16 protein-coding genes and 1 tRNA gene are annotated in these 18,206 nt (G+C 29.7%); 9 read left to right on the top strand and 8 right to left on the bottom strand.

Features of this window, described 5'->3' with window-relative positions; all coding sequences use genetic code 11:
- Positions 1 to 95: 95 nt before the first annotated feature.
- Genes QOR43_RS03425 through QOR43_RS03445 form a run of 5 tightly spaced genes read right to left on the bottom strand, consistent with a single transcriptional unit; the run spans position 96 to position 8,828 of the window.
- Positions 96 to 1,673: an ABC1 kinase family protein gene (locus tag QOR43_RS03425; protein WP_265134116.1), complete on the bottom strand. Its 1,578-nt coding sequence runs from the start codon at positions 1,671 to 1,673 to the stop codon at positions 96 to 98.
- The gene (gene lepA / locus QOR43_RS03430) at positions 1,673 to 3,475 is read right to left on the bottom strand and encodes a translation elongation factor 4 (RefSeq protein WP_265134115.1); all 1,803 of its coding nucleotides are present in this window, start codon (positions 3,473 to 3,475) and stop codon (positions 1,673 to 1,675) included. The genes QOR43_RS03425 and lepA overlap by 1 nt, the downstream gene beginning before the upstream one ends.
- Entirely contained in the window at positions 3,459 to 5,894 is a 2,436-nt protein-coding gene (gene ppsA / locus QOR43_RS03435) for a phosphoenolpyruvate synthase (protein WP_265134114.1), read from the bottom strand. The genes lepA and ppsA overlap by 17 nt, the downstream gene beginning before the upstream one ends.
- Before the next feature lie 13 nt (positions 5,895 to 5,907).
- Positions 5,908 to 7,953, bottom strand: coding sequence for a glycine--tRNA ligase subunit beta (gene glyS / locus QOR43_RS03440; protein WP_265134113.1), 2,046 nt, complete (start codon positions 7,951 to 7,953; stop codon positions 5,908 to 5,910).
- Complete coding sequence (locus QOR43_RS03445) at positions 7,953 to 8,828, bottom strand: glycine--tRNA ligase subunit alpha (RefSeq protein ID WP_265134156.1); 876 nt, start codon at positions 8,826 to 8,828, stop codon at positions 7,953 to 7,955. Before QOR43_RS03445 ends, glyS begins: the two co-directional genes overlap by 1 nt.
- Positions 8,829 to 8,918: 90 nt before the next feature.
- On the opposite strand from QOR43_RS03445, the gene thrC reads away from it, so the two are divergent.
- From thrC to folK, 4 genes are read left to right on the top strand one after another with little or no spacing between them, the layout of a single operon-like run.
- Entirely contained in the window at positions 8,919 to 10,148 is a 1,230-nt protein-coding gene (thrC, locus tag QOR43_RS03450) for a threonine synthase (RefSeq protein ID WP_265134112.1), read from the top strand.
- Positions 10,149 to 10,150: 2 nt separating this feature from the next.
- Positions 10,151 to 10,429, top strand: a complete 279-nt coding sequence (locus QOR43_RS03455; RefSeq protein WP_265134111.1) for a MoaD/ThiS family protein — start codon at positions 10,151 to 10,153, stop codon at positions 10,427 to 10,429.
- On the top strand, positions 10,429 to 10,671 hold the full coding sequence (locus QOR43_RS03460) for an NIL domain-containing protein (RefSeq protein WP_265134110.1): 243 nt from the start codon (positions 10,429 to 10,431) through the stop codon (positions 10,669 to 10,671). Before QOR43_RS03455 ends, QOR43_RS03460 begins: the two co-directional genes overlap by 1 nt.
- A gap of 31 nt (positions 10,672 to 10,702) precedes the next feature.
- Positions 10,703 to 11,185, top strand: coding sequence for a 2-amino-4-hydroxy-6-hydroxymethyldihydropteridine diphosphokinase (gene folK / locus QOR43_RS03465; protein ID WP_265134109.1), 483 nt, complete (start codon positions 10,703 to 10,705; stop codon positions 11,183 to 11,185).
- 2 nt (positions 11,186 to 11,187) lie between these two features.
- Here folK and QOR43_RS03470 read toward each other — a convergent pair.
- A tRNA-Phe gene (locus QOR43_RS03470) sits at positions 11,188 to 11,260 on the bottom strand.
- Between the two features lie 98 nt (positions 11,261 to 11,358).
- Between QOR43_RS03470 and QOR43_RS03475 the strand changes: the two genes are divergently transcribed.
- Genes QOR43_RS03475 through QOR43_RS03495 form a run of 5 tightly spaced genes read left to right on the top strand, consistent with a single transcriptional unit; the run spans position 11,359 to position 16,070 of the window.
- Positions 11,359 to 12,726 (top strand): SurA N-terminal domain-containing protein, encoded by a 1,368-nt coding sequence (locus tag QOR43_RS03475; RefSeq protein ID WP_265134108.1) that lies wholly within the window; start codon positions 11,359 to 11,361, stop codon positions 12,724 to 12,726.
- Positions 12,723 to 13,175: a hypothetical protein gene (locus QOR43_RS03480; protein ID WP_265134107.1), complete on the top strand. Its 453-nt coding sequence runs from the start codon at positions 12,723 to 12,725 to the stop codon at positions 13,173 to 13,175. Before QOR43_RS03475 ends, QOR43_RS03480 begins: the two co-directional genes overlap by 4 nt.
- Entirely contained in the window at positions 13,172 to 14,053 is an 882-nt protein-coding gene (gene rsmH, locus QOR43_RS03485; protein ID WP_265134106.1) for a 16S rRNA (cytosine(1402)-N(4))-methyltransferase RsmH, read from the top strand. Before QOR43_RS03480 ends, rsmH begins: the two co-directional genes overlap by 4 nt.
- Complete coding sequence (ftsL, locus tag QOR43_RS03490) at positions 14,053 to 14,352, top strand: cell division protein FtsL (RefSeq protein ID WP_265134105.1); 300 nt, start codon at positions 14,053 to 14,055, stop codon at positions 14,350 to 14,352. The genes rsmH and ftsL overlap by 1 nt, the downstream gene beginning before the upstream one ends.
- Positions 14,349 to 16,070, top strand: coding sequence for a peptidoglycan D,D-transpeptidase FtsI family protein (locus QOR43_RS03495; RefSeq protein WP_265134104.1), 1,722 nt, complete (start codon positions 14,349 to 14,351; stop codon positions 16,068 to 16,070). The genes ftsL and QOR43_RS03495 overlap by 4 nt, the downstream gene beginning before the upstream one ends.
- On the opposite strand, the gene uvrC is transcribed toward QOR43_RS03495, so the two are convergent.
- The gene (uvrC, locus tag QOR43_RS03500; RefSeq protein ID WP_265134103.1) at positions 16,030 to 17,751 is read right to left on the bottom strand and encodes an excinuclease ABC subunit UvrC; all 1,722 of its coding nucleotides are present in this window, start codon (positions 17,749 to 17,751) and stop codon (positions 16,030 to 16,032) included. The genes QOR43_RS03495 and uvrC overlap by 41 nt on opposite strands.
- Positions 17,751 to 18,200, bottom strand: coding sequence for a hypothetical protein (locus QOR43_RS03505; RefSeq protein ID WP_265134102.1), 450 nt, complete (start codon positions 18,198 to 18,200; stop codon positions 17,751 to 17,753). Before QOR43_RS03505 ends, uvrC begins: the two co-directional genes overlap by 1 nt.
- Between the last annotated feature and the right edge of the window lie 6 nt (positions 18,201 to 18,206).

Genomic DNA, 18,206 nt, shown 5'->3' on the forward strand with positions numbered 1-18,206 from the left:
AGACAAGGATAGTTGCATTGTTAATTTTGGTTTTCTACTTATATTAGATTTAGGTAATATTTTTTCATTTTTAAAGATATTTTGTTTTGTGACATTTATTCCCTTAATATCTTGTATATCAAAATAAATAAAATAAAAAATCCAAAATACAGGGTGAAATTGGATAGAGAATGTTGATTTGAGATATTAAATAATGCTGAAGATATAAAAAATCCGGCAGTAATTATAGCCAATGATAATTTATTTATCTGAGATATAAATAAATCTCTTATCTCTTCATGATCTTTGAATAAAATCTGAAATGTAATTCTTTCTCTTCTTAATATTTTTAGTATTTCATCAATTTTAAAAGAAAGATTATAATAAAAACTGATAATATCTTTTATCTCATTTAATTTTTCTTTTGCATAATCTGTAAGAGATTTTTGTAAAAATTGGGTTAATCTTTCGGTTGGATTAAAGTTTTCATCAAGAACTCTTATAACTCCATCTAATCCTATTGCTGCTTTCCCAAGATATGCTAAATCGGTAGGAAGTTTTAAATGGTTTTCTCTTACAAGCTCAATAATTTCAAGCACCATTTCTTTTAAATTTATATTTGCTAATGTTTTGTTGTGATATTTATCTATAAAGATACTTACCTGATATTCAAGATTGTCTATATCTGTTTTTGGAGTTATCATCTTCATTCCTTCATAAAAATTCATAGCAAGGGTTGTGTCTAAATTAACAACTGCAAATATATGTTCATATAATAATCTTTTTTTTGCTCCGGTTAATTTACCAATCATACCAAAATCTAATATACCTACTCTGCCATCTTTTAAAACCAATAGATTTCCCGGATGTGGGTCAGCATGATATACACCTATATCAAAAACCATTTTGTAATATGCATCTGTTATTATTTCTGCCAATCTTTTTTTATCAAATTTATCATCTAAATCAGATATTTTTTTACCTTCTAAAAATTCCATTACAAGAACATTTTTTGTGGATATTTCTTTATAACATTTTGGTATTTTTATATTTTGATTATCTTTAAATACTTTTCTGAAAAATTCTATATTCTGTGCTTCTATTTCAAAATCTGCTTCTCTTAATGTTGTATATTTATATTGATAAATAACACCTTTTATATCAAGCTCTTTTATTGTTTTCGAATGCTTTTCTAAAAAAGAGATTATACTTAAAAATAAGTCTGCATCTAAGGAGATTAGCTCTTCTAAATTAGGTCTTTTTACTTTTATGGCTACTTTTTCACCGGATTTTAATATTCCTATATGAACCTGAGATATTGATGCAGAAGCTAAGGGTGTTTCTTCTATATGGGAAAATATATCTTCTAATTTTTTAGGTGCATATTCTTTTTCTAATATCTGTTTTATAATTTGAAAATCTATCTGTGAAGCTTTATCTTGAAGTTTTATAAGCTCTCTTATAATTGATTGTGGGACTATATCTGGTCTGATACTTAATATCTGTCCGAGTTTAATAAATGAAGGTCCAAGATATTCAAGGGTTTCTCTTATTTTCTGAGGTTTTAAATCTTCCTCTGTTTCTAATCCAAATAAAGCTTTAAAATATTCATAAATATTAAATATACCAAGAGAAGATAAAGCTAAAGTTATCTCTTTAAATCTATTTGCAAGTTTTAACTTTCTTTTTAGCATTAATCAGCCTTTAATATGCTCAAAAATGCTTCTTGTGGAAGCTCTACTTTACCAAACTGCTTCATTCTCTTTTTTCCTTCTTTTTGCTTTTCAAGGAGTTTTTTCTTTCTTGTTATATCTCCACCATAACATTTTGCCAATACATCTCTTCTGAGTGCAGGAACTTTTGAAGATGCTATAACCTTAGAGCCGATTGCTGCCTGTATTTTCACTTCAAATAATTGTCTTGGTATTACTTCTTTCATTTTATCAACAATATTTCTGCCTATTCTATAAGCTTTATCTTTGTGGACTATAAATGATAGAGCATCTACCGGCTCATCATTGATTAATATATCCATTTTTACCAAATCGCCTTCTTTATATCCTACGAATTCGTAATCAAAAGATGCATATCCTCTTGTGGCTGTTTTTAATTTATCATGAAAATCAAATAAGACCTCTCCCATCGGTATCTCATATCTGAGTAAAACTGTTTTTTGGTCTAAATATTCAAAACTTTTTTGAATGCCTCTTTTTTCTTGAACAAGTTGCATTATTGCACCGACATATTCCGAAGGTGTTATTATACTTGCTTCTATATACGGTTCTAATATTTTATCTATTTTTGTAGGGTCAGGAAGCTCTGATGGATTTCTTATCTCTATTTCTTCTCCTTTTTTGGTAATAACTTTATAGATAACATTAGGAGCTGTTGTTATAAGCTCTACACCATATTCTCTTTCTAATCTTTCCTGAACTATTTCAAGATGTAGTAATCCTAAGAATCCACATCTAAAACCAAGTCCAAGTGCCGGTGAAGATTCTACTTCATAAGTGATTGCTGCATCGTTTATGCTGTATTTTTCAAGGGCATCTCTCAAATCTTCAAAGGTTGTGTTTCCTGTTGGATATAAACCTGCATATACCATTGGCTTTGCCGGTCTAAATCCTTCAATAGGCTCATCTGCCGGTTTTTTTGCATCTGTTATAGTATCTCCAACCCTAATATCCCTCACATCTTTTATAGCAGCTGCTATATATCCAACATCTCCGGCTCTTAATTCTTCAAGTTTTTCCATCTTTGGAGTTTGGGCTCCAACTTCTGTCACTTCAAACTCTTTTCCTGTTGAAAATAACTTTATTCTTGTTCCTACGGAAACCTTTCCATCTATTACTCTTACGAAAGCAACTGCACCTCTATATGGGTCATAATAAGAATCAAATATTAATGCTTTTAAGGGTTTGTCTTCATCTCCTTTTGGTGGTGGTATTCTTTCAACTATTGCATCTAATATCTCTTTTATTCCTATACCGGCTTTTCCGGAAGCAAGAATGGCTCCTTCCGGGTCAAGTCCAAGAACATCTGCTATCTGTCTTTTTATTCTTTCTACATCTGCAGAAGGTAAATCTACTTTATTTATAACCGGTATTATTTCAAGATTTAGATTGAGGGCTTGCCAGAATGTAGCTATTGTTTGGGCTTCTATGCCTTGGGTTGCATCTATTAAAAGCAAGGCTCCCTCGCATGCAGCGAGAGACCTTGAAACTTCATATCCAAAATCTACGTGTCCCGGTGTATCTATAAGATGTAATATATAATCTTTATATTTTAATCTAACTGCTTGAAGTTTTATAGTAATTCCTCTCTCCCTTTCTATATCAAGGGTATCAAGGAGTTGTTCTTTCATTTCTCTTTTTTCTATTGCACCGGTGAACTCTATCAATCTATCAGCCAATGTTGATTTCCCATGGTCAACATGGGCTATTATAGAGAAATTTCTTATATATTTAAGCCTTTCATTTTTATTGGTGTAATCCAAGTTTCTCCTCTATTTCATATATTGCTTTTGTTGTTTTTAATACAGAGTCAGGGTTTATAGATATTGTATCTATACCTTGTTCTACTAAAAATTGTGCAAATTCAGGGAAGTCTGAAGGACCCTGTCCGCATATTCCTATCTTTCTTCCTTTTTCTTTTGCTACTTTTATAACATGGGATATTAATCTTTTTACTGCTTCATTTCTTTCATCATAAAGATGAGCAACAAGTGAAGAATCTCTATCCAATCCAAGAGTTAACTGGGTTAAGTCATTAGAACCTATTGAAAATCCATCAAATATTTCTGCAAATTGGTCTGCAAGCATTACGTTAGACGGAAGCTCACACATAACATATACTTGTAATCCATTTTCTCCTTTTTTCAAGCCATACTCTTCCATTACTTGAAGAACTTTTTTACCTTCTTCCGGTGTTCTACAGAATGGAACCATAACTATAACATTTTTTAATCCCATTTTATTTCTTACTCTAAGTATAGCTTTACATTCAAGACCAAAGGCTTCTTTAAATTGTGGTGAGTAATATCTTGATGCTCCTCTCCATCCAAGCATTGGGTTTTCTTCTTCCGGCTCAAAATATCTTCCACCTATTAAGTTTGCATATTCATTAGATTTAAAATCAGAAAATCTAACAATAACCGGTTTTGGATAGAATGCAGCACCTATTTTTGCTATACCATAAGAAAGTTTTTTAATATAATACTCTTCTTTATTTTCATATCCAAATGTTATATCTTCTATTTTTTCTGCAAGTGCAGGGTCTTTTTGTTTAATTTCATCAAATTTTATCAATGCAAGAGGGTGAATACCTATATAGTTATTTATAATAAATTCTTCCCTTGCAAGACCAACCCCTGCATTCGGTAAGAATGAAAAATCAAAAGCACCTTCCGGAGATGCTACGTTCATCATAATAGGTGTTTTTGTTTTCGGAAGAGTATTTATATCAGTTTCTTCTACTACAAACTCTATTTTCCCATCATAAACATAACCAACATCACCTTCTGCACAGGAAACCGTTACTTCCTGTCCATTTTCTAATACTTCTGTAGCATTGCCTGTTCCTACAACTGCAGGAACCCCAAGTTCTCTTGCAACTATTGCTGCATGGCATGTTCTACCACCTTTATTTGTTACTATTGCAGCTGCTTTTTTCATTATAGGCTCCCAATCAGGGTCAGTCATATCAGTAACAAGCACTTCTCCAGCTTGGAAATTCTTAGCATCTTTAAGGTCATGTAATATTCTTACCTTTCCAAAAGCAACTTTATCCCCTACTGCTATACCTTCTACTATTCTTTTTTTCTCTCTTATTTCATAAGGTTCAACTATTTTATATGTTACTATTTTAGAGTGGTCTTTTCTTGAATGGATAGTTTCTGGACGGGCTTGAACGATAAATAACTCATTTAGCTCTCCATCTTTTGCCCATTCTACATCCATTGGTGTCCATTTTCCGTATTTATTAGAGTAGTATTCTTCTATTGCCATTACCCATCTTGCAAGTTGTAAAACTTCTGGGTCTGTTAAAGCAAATTTAGCTTGGTCTTCTTTTGATACAGCAATTATTTTCGTTCTTTCATCAGGAGATGTTCCATAAACCATTTTATGGATTTTTTTGCCAAGTTTTTTCTCTATTATAGATTCATATCCTTCTTTCAAAGTTGGTTTAAATACCAAGAATTCATCAGGTGTAACTGCCCCTTGGACAACCATCTCTCCAAGTCCATAAGCTGCATTTATAAGAACCACATCCTTAAATCCGCTGTCTGTATCAATAGAAAATGCCACACCGGCAGAGCCTAAATCAGACCTAACCATCTTTTGAACACCAACAGCAAGCCCTATCTTAAAATGGTCAAATTTGAATGCTTCCCTATAAGATATTGCCCTATCTGTAAATAAAGAAGCAAAACATCTTTTGATAGCATTTAATAATGTTTCATCTCCTTTTATATTAAGATACGTATCTTGCTGTCCTGCAAAAGATGCATGAGGTAAATCTTCGGCAGTTGCAGAAGACCTTACTGCAACATCAACCCTATATTGATTATACATTTTACTAAGTTCTTCATAAGCTTTGATTATAGCTTCTTTTAAATCTTCAGGGAATTTTCCGCTTTTAATTAGCTCTCTAACCTGTAATCCTCTTTTAGATAAATCCTCAATATTGTTAGGGTCAAGTCCTGACAAAATCTCTCTTATTTTTTCTTCAAAATTGTTGTGTCTTATAAAGTAATAATAACTTTCAGAAGTTACAACAAATCCCATAGGAACTTTTATTCCTTTGGAAGACAACCCCTTTATCATTTCACCAAGGGAAGCATTCTTACCACCTACTAATCCTATGTCTTCCATTCCTACTTCACTGAGCCACACAATTAATTTGTCAGTAGCCATTTTTAAATCCTCCTTAAAAATTTATTTTTGTAAAATCAGCTATTTTCTTAAATAAATTATTTATCTCATTTAATAAAGCTAATCTATTTATTTTTATTTGCTGATTATCTACCATCACCATTACATTATCAAAAAATCTATCTATATAAGGTTTTAACTTTAGTAAAGATAATAATGCTTCTTGATATTCTTTATTCTCTACTTTTTTATTAAATTTATCTTTTATCTCAACCATCTTTTGATAAAGCTCTTTTTCTTCTTTTTGAGAAAGCAAATCTTCTTTTAAAACACCTTCAAAATCCTGAGGTATTATTCTTCCAACTCTTTTAAATACGGTTATTATATCTTCAAAATCTTCCCTCTTTTTAAGTTCAGAAATTGCCTCTATTTTTAACTTTGCTCTGTATAGATTATACTCTTTTGTTGAAAGGACTGCATTTATTATATCTTTATCATATTTATATAATCCTTCAAATCTGTTTGTTATAAACTCTAAAAGTTGCTCTATGACTTCTTGATTATCTGTTAATTTTTCAAGTAACTCTTTTAAATCTATATCAAGCTCTTTTTCTACAAGCAATCGGACAACACCTATTGCATTTCTTCTTAAACCAAATGGGTCTGATGCTCCTTTTGGTATTTCTCCTATGCTGAAAAATGAAATTAAGGTATCTATTTTATCTGCAAGGGCAAGTATTGTGCCAATTTTTGTTGTTGGGAGCTGGTCTTCTGCTGTTTTTGGAAGATAATGCTCATATATTGCATCTGCTACTTCCTGCTCTTCCCCTTGTTTTAATGCATAATATCTTCCCATTATGCCTTGTAGTTCATCAAATTCTTTTACCATTTCTGTAACTAAATCAACTTTGGATAATTTATTAGCCCTTTCAAGCTTTTGTAAATTTACATCTTTTAAATAGTTTGCAATTATTAATGCTATTTTTTTATTTCTTTCTACTTTATCTTTGATTGAGCCAAGTTTTTCATGGAATTGGATACCTGATAGCTTTTCATAAAGCTCATCAAGATTTTTCTTTAAATCTTCTTTATAGAAGAATAATGCATCTTCAAGTCTTGCTTTTAAAACTTTTTCATATCCATTTTTAATAACTTCTTTCTCTTTTACTGAATTATTTGAAAAGGCTAAAAATTTAGGTATTAATTTATCATTTTGTATAAAGTTAAAATATCTTTGATGGTGTTTGCAAACAGTTATTATTACTTCCTTTGGAAGTGTAAGATACTCCGGATTAAAATCACCTACAATGGCTACCGGATATTCTGTTAAATCTGTTACTTCATCTATCAAATCTTGGTCTAAGATAGCTTCTGCATTTAAAACTTTTCCAAAAGCAGATAATGTTTTTTCTATTGCTTCTCTTCTTTCTTTTCTATTTGCTATAATAAATCCAAGTTTTGTAATTTCTTCATAAGATAATGCATCTTTTAACTCTTTTTTTTCTCCTCTTCCTACCGTATTTGTCATAAATCTATGAAGATATGTGTATCTATCGGCTTTTACTCCTGCTATCTCAAAATCTATAACTTTATCATCAAGAAGGGAAACTATCCATCTTATAGGTCTTGGAAATCTAAATCCGGAACTTTCCCATCTCATTGTTTTCATTGGTGGTAAATTTTCAAAAAACTCTTTTAAAACTTCTTTTATTCTTTCTTTTAAATCTTCCCCTTCTTTGATGACTGTAGCTCCTAAATACTCGCCTTTTTCTGTTGTAATAACTTTTAAATTTTCAAGGGGAATATTATTTTTTTCTGCAAAAGATATAGCTGCCTTTGTAAATTTGCCTTCATTATCAAAAGAAACTTTTGCCGGTGGCCCTATAATTATTATCTCCTCCTGCTCTTTTTTATCTTTTAGATTTTTTAGTAAAATTGATAGTCTTCTTGGTGTAGAGAAGATAGATATATTTTCAGGAGTTTGATATAAAAAGAAATCTTTTAATTTTTCCTCAAAAAAATTTTGTGAATATTCAAGTAATATATTTATAGCTTTTGGAGGTAATTCTTCTGTTCCTATCTCAAACAAATAATTTGCCATTAGGTTTTCTCCTTAATAAGTGGATATCCAAGCTCTTCTCTATGGGATAAGAATGCTTTTGCACATTCTCTTGCAAGATTTCTAACCCTTGCTATATATCTTGCCCTTTCATTTACAGATATTGCTCCTCTTGCATCAAGTAAATTAAATAAATGGGAACATTTTAAAGCATAATCATAAGCCGGTATAGGAAGATTTTTTTCTATAAGTTTATAACCCTGTTCTTCATTCATATCAAATGATTTTTTTAGAAAATCTATATCTACAACCTCAAAGTTATGAATAGACCATTGTCTTTCTGCTTCTTTATATATATCTCCGTAAGTTAAACCTTCTGCCCAAACTATATCATATACAGAATCAACACCTTGCAAATATGTGGCTATTCTTTCAAGACCATAAGTTATCTCAACACTTATGGAAGGTAAATCTAAGCCTCCTGCTTGTTGAAAATATGTAAATTGGGTTATTTCCATTCCATCAAGCCAAACTTCCCATCCAAGTCCCCAAGCTCCAAGTGTAGGACTTTCCCAATCATCTTCCACAAATCTAATATCATGCTTAGTTAAATCTATTCCGAGAGCTTCAAGGCTTTGTAGATATAACTCCTGAGGATTTTCCGGTGTAGGTTTTAAAATTACTTGAAATTGATAATAATGTTGAAGTCTGTTAGGATTTTCTCCATATCTTCCATCTTTTGGTCTTCTTGATGGTTCTACATAACAAACATTCCAGGGCTCAGGGCCCAAAACCCTTAAAAATGTAGCAGGATTCATTGTCCCTGCACCAACTTCTATATCGTATGGTTGCCACAAAATACAACCTTTTTCAGTCCAGTATTTTTGCAAAGATATTATAATATCTTGAAAAGTCATATAAAGCTCCATTTGTTTAAAACTTTTAAAAATATTTTAACACAGAATATGATATAATTTCTATCTAAATTTTCCGGAGGTGTGCAAAAATTGGCAAAAATTAAAGCTTTAAAATGTAAAGAATGTGGTGCAACTTATCCGGTTGAACCTATTCATGTATGTGAATACTGCTTTGGACCTCTTGAAATAGATTATGATTATGAATATATAAAATCCATAATATCAAAAGAAAAGATAGAAAAAGGGCCAAAAAGCCTTTGGAGATATATAGATTTACTACCGGTAGAAAATCCAACGGTAGGCTTATCGGCTGGTTTTACACCTTTAATAAAAGCAGAAAATCTTGGAAAGGAACTTGGTATAAAAAATTTATATATAAAAGATGATTCTGTAAATCACCCTACTTTATCATTTAAAGATAGGGTTGTATCGGTAGCATTATCAAAAGCAAAAGAGTTTGGATTTGATACGGCAGCCTGTGCTTCTACCGGAAATCTTGCAAACTCAGTAGCAGCCCATGCGGCTTCTGCTGGTATGAAATGCTTCGTTTTTATTCCTTCAAATCTTGAAACAAATAAAATTATAGGTAGCTTAGTTTTTAATCCTACCGTTGTTGCAGTAGATGGAAATTATGATGATGTTAATAGATTATCCTCAGAAATTGCAAATGAGTTTGGATGGGCTTTTGTTAATATAAATGTAAGACCTTTTTATGCAGAAGGTTCTAAAACTCTTGCTTTTGAAGTTGCAGAACAACTTGGATGGAAAATTCCGGATGCAGTAGTAGCACCTCTTGCCTCAGGCTCTTTATATACAAAAATATGGAAAGGATTTAATGAATTTATAAATCTTGGATTAGTAGAAGGAAAGCCACCGAGAATGTATGGAGCCCAAGCCTCAGGATGCAGTCCTATATATAAGGCATTTAAAGAAGGAAGAGATTTTATAAAACCGGAAAAACCGGATACAATAGCAAAATCAATAGCAATCGGTAATCCAGCAGATGGGCCTTATGCAGTTAAAACAGCAAAAGAAAGCAATGGAGATATAGAAATAGCTACAAATGAAGAAATAATAGAAGGTATAAAATTACTTGCAAGAACAGAAGGAATATTTACAGAAACTGCCGGTGGAACAACAATTGCTGTATTGAAAAAATTTGCGGAAAAAGGCGTATTCAAAGAAGATGAAGTTGTGGTTGCATACATTACCGGAAATGGATATAAAACAATGGAAGTATTAGAAGGAAAATTAAATAAACCGATACATATAAAACCATCTTTAATAGAATTTAAAGAAAAAGTTATAAAAGGAGGCTAAGCATGGTAACAGTTAGAATACCAACAGCATTAAGAAGAATTACCCAAGGGCAAGGAGAAGTAAAAATAGAAGCAAACACAATAGGAGAATTAATAGAAAATTTAGAAAAAGAATTTCCTGGAATAAAAGATAGACTCGTTGATGAAAATGGAGAAATAAGAAAATTTGTAAATTTCTTTGTAAATGATGAAGATATAAGATTTTTACAAGGAAAAGATACTCCATTAAAAGATGGAGATGTTGTTGCTATAATTCCGGCAATAGCAGGTGGGGTTAGATAATGAGCTCAATGAAGCTTAAACTTATATATCCGGAAGAAAAAATAAAGGAGCCAATCCTCAGTAAATTATGTAAAAGTTTTGATGTAGATATAAATATAAGAAAAGCTAATGTTCAGGAAAAAATAGGCTGGCTTGAACTTGAAATAATCGGAAAAGAAGAAGAGATAGAAAAAGCTATAAACTGGCTTACTCAACAAGGTGTGGAAGTATCACCGGTAGAAGGTCAGGTATTTACAGAATAAAAATCGGCTCTCTTTGGGAGCCTTTTTTAAAATGAAAAAAATCAAGATATTTTTGGGACTTGGCTCTAATGTCGGAAATAAAATTAATAATATTCAAAAAGCCATAATCCTTTTATCGGAAAAAATACAAGATATTCAAGTCGCAAAGTTTTATGAATCAAAAGCGGTAGGATATGAAAATCAGGAAAATTTTATAAATACAGCAATAAAAGGATACACCGATTTAGATATTAAATCTCTTTTTGAATTTACAAAAGATGTAGAAAAAAAAGTTGGAAGGATTTTTAGATTTAAATGGGGACCACGGGAAATAGATATAGATATATTGTTTTACGATAACCTAATATATAAAGATAGCAATATAGAAATTCCACATCCAAGAATTGTAGAAAGAGATTTTGTGTTAAAACCTTTATTGGATTTAGAACCGGATTTTATCCATCCTGTTTTAAAAAAGAGTATAAAACAACTATATGATGAATTAAAAGATAAAAGTATTATAAAAGAGATATAAAGTGGCCAAGGGCGGAATCGAACCGCCGACACTGCGGTTTTCAGCCGCATGCTCTACCAACTGAGCTACCTGGCCAACACAGATAAATATTATACACCCAATTTAATAAAAATGCAAATAAAATTGTTTAATGATAAAATAGTTATAACAAAACACTGAAATAAGGAGCTTTAATGTTTGACAAAATAGCAGGTTCTAAATGGAAAAATATAGTGCTTTATATTACAGTATTTGCATTTGTAGGAACCGGTCTTATTGCTATTCTTTTATATAAATTTAGTGGTCAGATAAACGGAGTTGCAGAGGTTAATGGCGAAGAAATCTCAATCCAAGAATTTAATTATAACTATCAAAATGTAGTATCAATGTATGAGCAACAAAAAATAGATATATCTTCTTTAAAAAATGAGATAAAAAAACAGGTTTTAGATAATCTTATAGATAAAGAGTTATTATATCAAGAAGCAAAAAAAGAAGGTATATTAGCCACAAAAGAAGAAGTTAAGCAAGAAATTTTATCAATACCGGCTTTTCAACAAAATGGTAAATTTAGCAAAGATTTATATCTATCTACATTATCTTCTCTTGGAATAGCTCCGGAATTTTTTGAAAAATTATTACAAAAAGATTTATCGGTTCAGCATTTACTTGCAATACTTCAATCTTCTGTATATATATCAGATGAAGAAGTTGAAACATTTACCAAAAAACAGCTTACAAAAATATCAGCAGATATAAAAATCATTAAACCGCAGATAACAGTTTCAGATGAAGAAATAAAAAATTATTACCAAAACCACCAAAAAGATTTTTCTTTAGAAACCGGTAAAAAGATAAAAATATATAAAATAGTAGCAAAAGACCAACAAAAAGCAGAAGAAAAAGCAAAAGAAATATTTTTAACTTTAAAATCAGATAAAGAGCCTGTATTAAACAAAGATGTTGAAAAGGTTTTTGACGGCACAATCTATAAAGAAGAACAGTTATCTAATTTACCGGAAGATGTTAAAAAAGATGTTTTATCTTTATCAAAAGATAAGAATATATCCTTTACAAAATCTACTGACGGATTTTATATATCAAAATATTATGGTGAAGAGATAAAAGCTATACCTTTTGAAACCGTGAAAGAACAGATAGCCCAAAAATTAAAATTAGAAAAACAACCAAAAGCATTAGAAGAGCTTTATAAAGAGATTTCAAAAAATAATGATTTATCAAAATATAATCCAATATCAGAAAGCTTTAACGGAACCCTGCAGGAACTGATAGCTAAATATGGTATAAAATCAGATGATGTAAACCCAATATATAAATTAAAAGAAGGAGAAATATCAAAACCATTAAAAACTGATGAAAATATTCTTCAAATAAAGATAAATACAAAACAGGAACCAACAAAAGAAGAAACAGAAAATATGAAAAAAGGAATGTTATCCATAATGAAAGCAGAAAAATTTAATAATATTTTACAGATGTATTTAGATAAATTAAAAGAAAAATCAAAAATAAAAATAAATAAAAGATTGTTGGAAGAATGAATAAAACACCTTATGCTTTGGAATTTTTATGGCATCAAATAGATTTCGCTATCTCAAATATAAAAAAACCAAAATATAAATTATTACTTAAAAACATACTGACGGAAGATATAAAAAATCTTCTTGAAAAGAAAAAAGATAAAACAGGAAGAAATTATGAAGGTGGAGTATTAGAAAGAACAGCTTCTTTATCTTCATTGGCAATATGTATGTATGATAACTATCCGGTTATAGATATAGATTTATTACTAACTTCAATAATATTATCCGGTGTTTGCCAACTTTACTATAAAAAAGATTGTTTTAATCTTTTAAAAGATTATCCGGAAATAATACAATTTTTATTTAAAAAACAAAGAACTAAGCCATCTGTGGAAATATTTATATATGATAATTTAATCAAACTTGATAGGGAAATATTTATCAGAACAAGGCAGAAAAAGAGTTGATAGAGCATTATCCTATATTGCATAAAGAGATATTAGAATTTGCTAAAACCGTAGAAGGTAAAATATTTGTAGATGCAACTGTTGGTGGAGGTGGACATTCTTATCTTTTCCTAAAAAATTTTCCGGATAAATTTTTAATAGGAATAGATAGAGATGATTTTGCCATTGAAAAGGCAAAAGAAAGATTAAAAGAATTTGAAGGAAGATATATTCTGATTAAAGAAAGTTTCAAAAATTTAGATAAAGTATTAAAATCCCAAAATATAGATAAAGCTTCCTTATTTTTATTTGATTTAGGAGTTTCAACTTTTCAGCTAAAAATGGAAAGGGGGTTTTCATTTCAAAGGGAAGAATTTCTTGATATGAGAATGGATAAATCTCAGGAACTTACTGCTTATGATGTAGTTAATTATTATACAGAGCAACAGCTTTATAAAATAATAAAAGATTATGGAGAAGAAAAGTTTGCCAAATGTATATCTAAAAAAATAGCTTGGCAAAGAAAAATCAAAAAAATAGAAACAACAAAAGAGCTTGCAGATTTGATAGTAAGTTGCTATCCTCCAAAGTTAAGGTATGGAAGAATTCATCCAGCAACAAAAACATTTCAAGCTATTAGAATAGTTGTAAATGATGAGTTATCACAAATAGAAGAAGGTATAAAAAAAGCTATTCAGCTAATTGAAAAAAATGGTCTAATTATGGTAATATCTTTTCATTCTTTGGAAGATAGAATTGTGAAAAATTTATTTAAAAGTTATAAAGAACTAAAGAAAATAGAAATTTTGACGAAAAAACCTATAACTCCAACAGAAGAGGAGATAAAAGAAAATCCCCCTTCAAGGAGTGCTAAATTAAGAATAGCGAGGGAAATATAATGTATATGATATTAGAAGAAATTAGGGAAGCAAAAGGGATTGGTAAATATATAAAGCATATAATTATATTATTTTTTTTACTGACAGGATTAGTTACTTATAGTTATATAAACTCTACCATAGACCACAAAATAATGCAGTTGCAACAACAAAAAAGTGAGCTTGTAGCAGAAAATTTTAGATTAAAACAGGATATTGCTGCTTTATCATCTCCCAAAAGAGTATCAGATATAGCAAGAAATAAACTTCAGATGAAAAATGTTTCTTATTCACAAGTTAAATTTATAGAAAAGCAGTGAATAACAAAAAAGCATACCTTTTTGCATTTTTTATAACATTTGGATTTTTAGCTGTAATAGGAAGGATAATCCAATTTCAAGTAATACAAAAAGATGAGCTTTATCAATATATTCAAAAGCAGTATTTTTCCGAAGAAAATATCTTACTTCCAAGAGGGACTATATTTGACTCAAAAGGTAAATTTGTTGCCATTAGTATTCCTACAATTACCGTTTTTGTTATTCCTAAGTATATAAAAGATAAAGATACTGTTGCAAGGGAGTTAGCAAGGATTATAAAAATTCCGGAAGAAAATATAAGAGATGTTTTATACCACAGAAAAAATTATACGATTTTAGCAACAAATTTAGATAAATCAATAAAGCCACAGCTTTTGAAACTTCGGTCAGATTTAAAAGAATGGAATATAGGTATATTGGAAAATTATAAGAGATTTTATCCGTATAATGAGATTGCTGGTTCTACAATAGGCTTTACCAGTAAAAAGACCGGTATAGGTTTAGAAGGTTTAGAATATTTGCTTAATGATAAACTCGGTGGTGGAAATGTTAAATTATCATTTTTAAAAGATGCTACCGGAAATCCTATAACAATTGAAAATTTAAATATAACTAAAAATAATTTAAATGCTGTTTTAACAATTGATATTAATCTTCAGTATATGGCAGAAGAAGCTTTAAAACAACTGATAGAAGAAAGAAATCCAAAAGAAGCAGCAGTTTTAATAATGAATCCATATACAGGTGATATTGTAGCAGTTGCAACTTATCCAAATTATAACCCGAATAATTATGAAAAATATGATAATCATAAAAATATAGTTTTCCAAAATAGTTATGAAATAGGCTCACTTACAAAACCTTTTATACTTGCAGAAGCAATAGATGAAGGAAAGGTAAATTTAAATGAAATTATAGATTGCCAAAATGGAGCAATAGAAATAGATGGAGTAAAAATAAAAGACCATAAGAAATTTGGATTGTTAACACCTATTCAGATAATTCAACATTCCTCAAATGTAGGAACAATAAAAATAGCTTTAAGATTAGAACCTATAAAAATTTATGAAAAATTAAAATCCCTTGGTTTTGGTAAATCTACAAATACTTTTCCTGGAGAAACCTCAGGTAAATTAAAAATAGATTTAAGACCGGTAAATATAGCTTACACATCTATAGGCCAGTCGTGGACTGCTTCAATTATTCAGGTTGCAGTAGCATACTCTGCAATAGCCAATGGTGGTTATAGGGTAAAACCAAGATTAGTAAAAGGTTTTACTGATGATGCCGGTAATTATGTAGAGATAAATAATCCAAAAACAGAAGAAAAAGTTTTATCTGATAAAAGTGTAAAAATATTAAAAGAGATACTTCCTCTTGTTGTAGAAGAGGGAACTGCAAGAAGTGGAAAATCTTCTTTCTTTACAATTGGTGGTAAAACCGGAACAGCACAAAAGTATGACCCTGCTATAAAAGCATTATCTAATGAAAAATATTACACATGGTTTGCAGGATTTTTCCCTATCTCTAATCCCAAATTTGTTATTATAGTTTTTGCAAATGAACCTAAAAAAGTTTTTGAATGGGAACATATAGGTGGTGGTAGTGTATCTTCTACAGTTATGAAAAATTTAATTGATAGAGTAATGTATTATTATAAAGAAAAACCGGATAAACCTACTTATCAAAATATTTCTTTATCTGCTGAGCAACATTAAAAGGTATTCCAAGTTTTAAAAGTTCATCTTCATCTGCTTTAAGAATATTATCAATCGTTTTATAGGTTCTGTATAAAACTTCTTTTCTTTTTTTTCCTATCCCTTTTATTTCATCAAGAACAGATTTTAAGCCTTCTTTTTCTCTTAACTTTCTATTATAACTTAAAGCAAATCTGTGAGCTTCATCTCTTAGTTTTGTAAATAACATTAAAAGTGGCTGGTAATCAAAAAGCTTTATAGATTTACCATCTTCTGTATATAATATCTCTTCTTTCTTGGCAATTGAAAATATCCTTAGAAAATCTAAATTTAGCTCTTTTTTTACTTTTATTCCTATTGAAAGTTGTCCTAATCCACCATCTATTAAGACTAACTTCGGTGGGTTTTCCATCTGTTTGTATTTGCTAAATCTTCTTCTTAAAACTTCTTCCAATGAAGCATAATCATCTATTCCTTCAACTGTTTTTATTTTAAATCTTCTATACTCTTTTTTATCCATTTTTCCATCTTTCCATACTACACAGGAGCCTACCGTAAATTGTCCGGCTAAAGTAGATATATCAAAACATTCTATTCTTTCCGGTAAATCAAAATTAAACACTTTTTTAAATATATCTTTTAGATTGTCTGTTGTTATATTTAGATTTCTTTTTAGAAATTCTTCTATCTGTTTATCAATCTGTGTAGATATTGATATATTTTTGGAACTTTTTCTTGAAAGCCACTGCTTTAAAAATAATATTCCTTCAAAATCTTTATTTATAATAATATTTTCCGGTATAAAATTACCTTTATTGTAATAATCTGAAATTACAGATATTTCAAAATCTTCATCTAAGAAATACGTGGTAATTTCAAGCTCTTCTTTGCCTACTATTTTATGTCCTCTGATTATAACTAATATAACTGATTTTCCGGTGAAATAAAAAATATCAGCTTCTTTTATATCAAATCCTACGATTTCCTGTTTTTTCACAACATTTTCAATTGCTTTTATCTGGTCTCTTATAATTGCTGCTTTTTCAAACATCATTTTTTTTGTGTAATCTTCTAATCTCTCGTATAAATCAAATATGGCTGTTTTTACATTACCGGATAAAAAATTTTTTGCAGTTTTAACATCTGATTTATACTCATTTTTGCTTATTTTAAAGGCACAGGGTCCAGAACATAATCCAAGATGATAATCAAAACATAAAGTTGGTTTAGTTGGCATATTTTCACAGGTTCTTAATTTAAATAATTTATGGATAAGCTCTTTCATTGCTTTTGCATTTCTCATTGATAAAAATGGGCCAAAATATTCTCCTTCAATTTCTCCGTATTTTCTACTTATTTTTACAGTAGGATATTCTTCATTTGTGATAACAAGCATAGGGTAACCACTTCCGGATTTTAGCCTTACATTATATTTAGGTTTATACTGTTTTATAAGTTCATTTTCAAGAATAAATGCTTCATATTCTGAGCTTGTTATTATCCAATCTATAAAGCTACTTTCAGAAAAAATTCTTTCTTCTTTAATATCTAATTTTATCTGATTTAAATGATTTTTTAATCTATTTTTTATATTTACTGCTTTTCCTATATATATTGGATTTTTGTTTTTATCTTTAAATAGATAAACTCCGCTTTCTTCCGGTGCATTTTCTATAATTTTAAATAATTTCTCTTTATCCATTATTTCGTTGCTCTTCCAACTAAACTCCATATTTCTTGGTCTATATTATGGAGAATATACTCAGGAGCTTCTACTTCTATTATATATTTGCCATCTATCTGTAATATATTTCCATTTTCATCTTTTTGAAACTCTACTTTTGCCATTAGATGATTATTTTTGTAAAACTCATGTTTATCTTCTGCTACAATATGCTTATCTGCCCTGAGCATATTCATCTGTTTTAGTATTACATCATTTATAGCTGCTCTATTTGGTATAGAATACACTCTTTTGCTTATCTGTTCATTATAATATCTATCATTTAACCATGTTGTTATACTAAAAATTATTATTGTTATAGTTATCATAAAAAATGCCAAAGCATATTTAATTCCTATAAAGAAATAGGAAAATATGGTTAAAATTATTAAAAATCCAATTATTCCAAAGGCTACTTTTTTAAGCATTGCTTC

This window comes from Venenivibrio stagnispumantis (genome assembly GCF_900182795.1).
Classification (GTDB): domain Bacteria; phylum Aquificota; class Aquificia; order Aquificales; family Hydrogenothermaceae; genus Venenivibrio; species Venenivibrio stagnispumantis.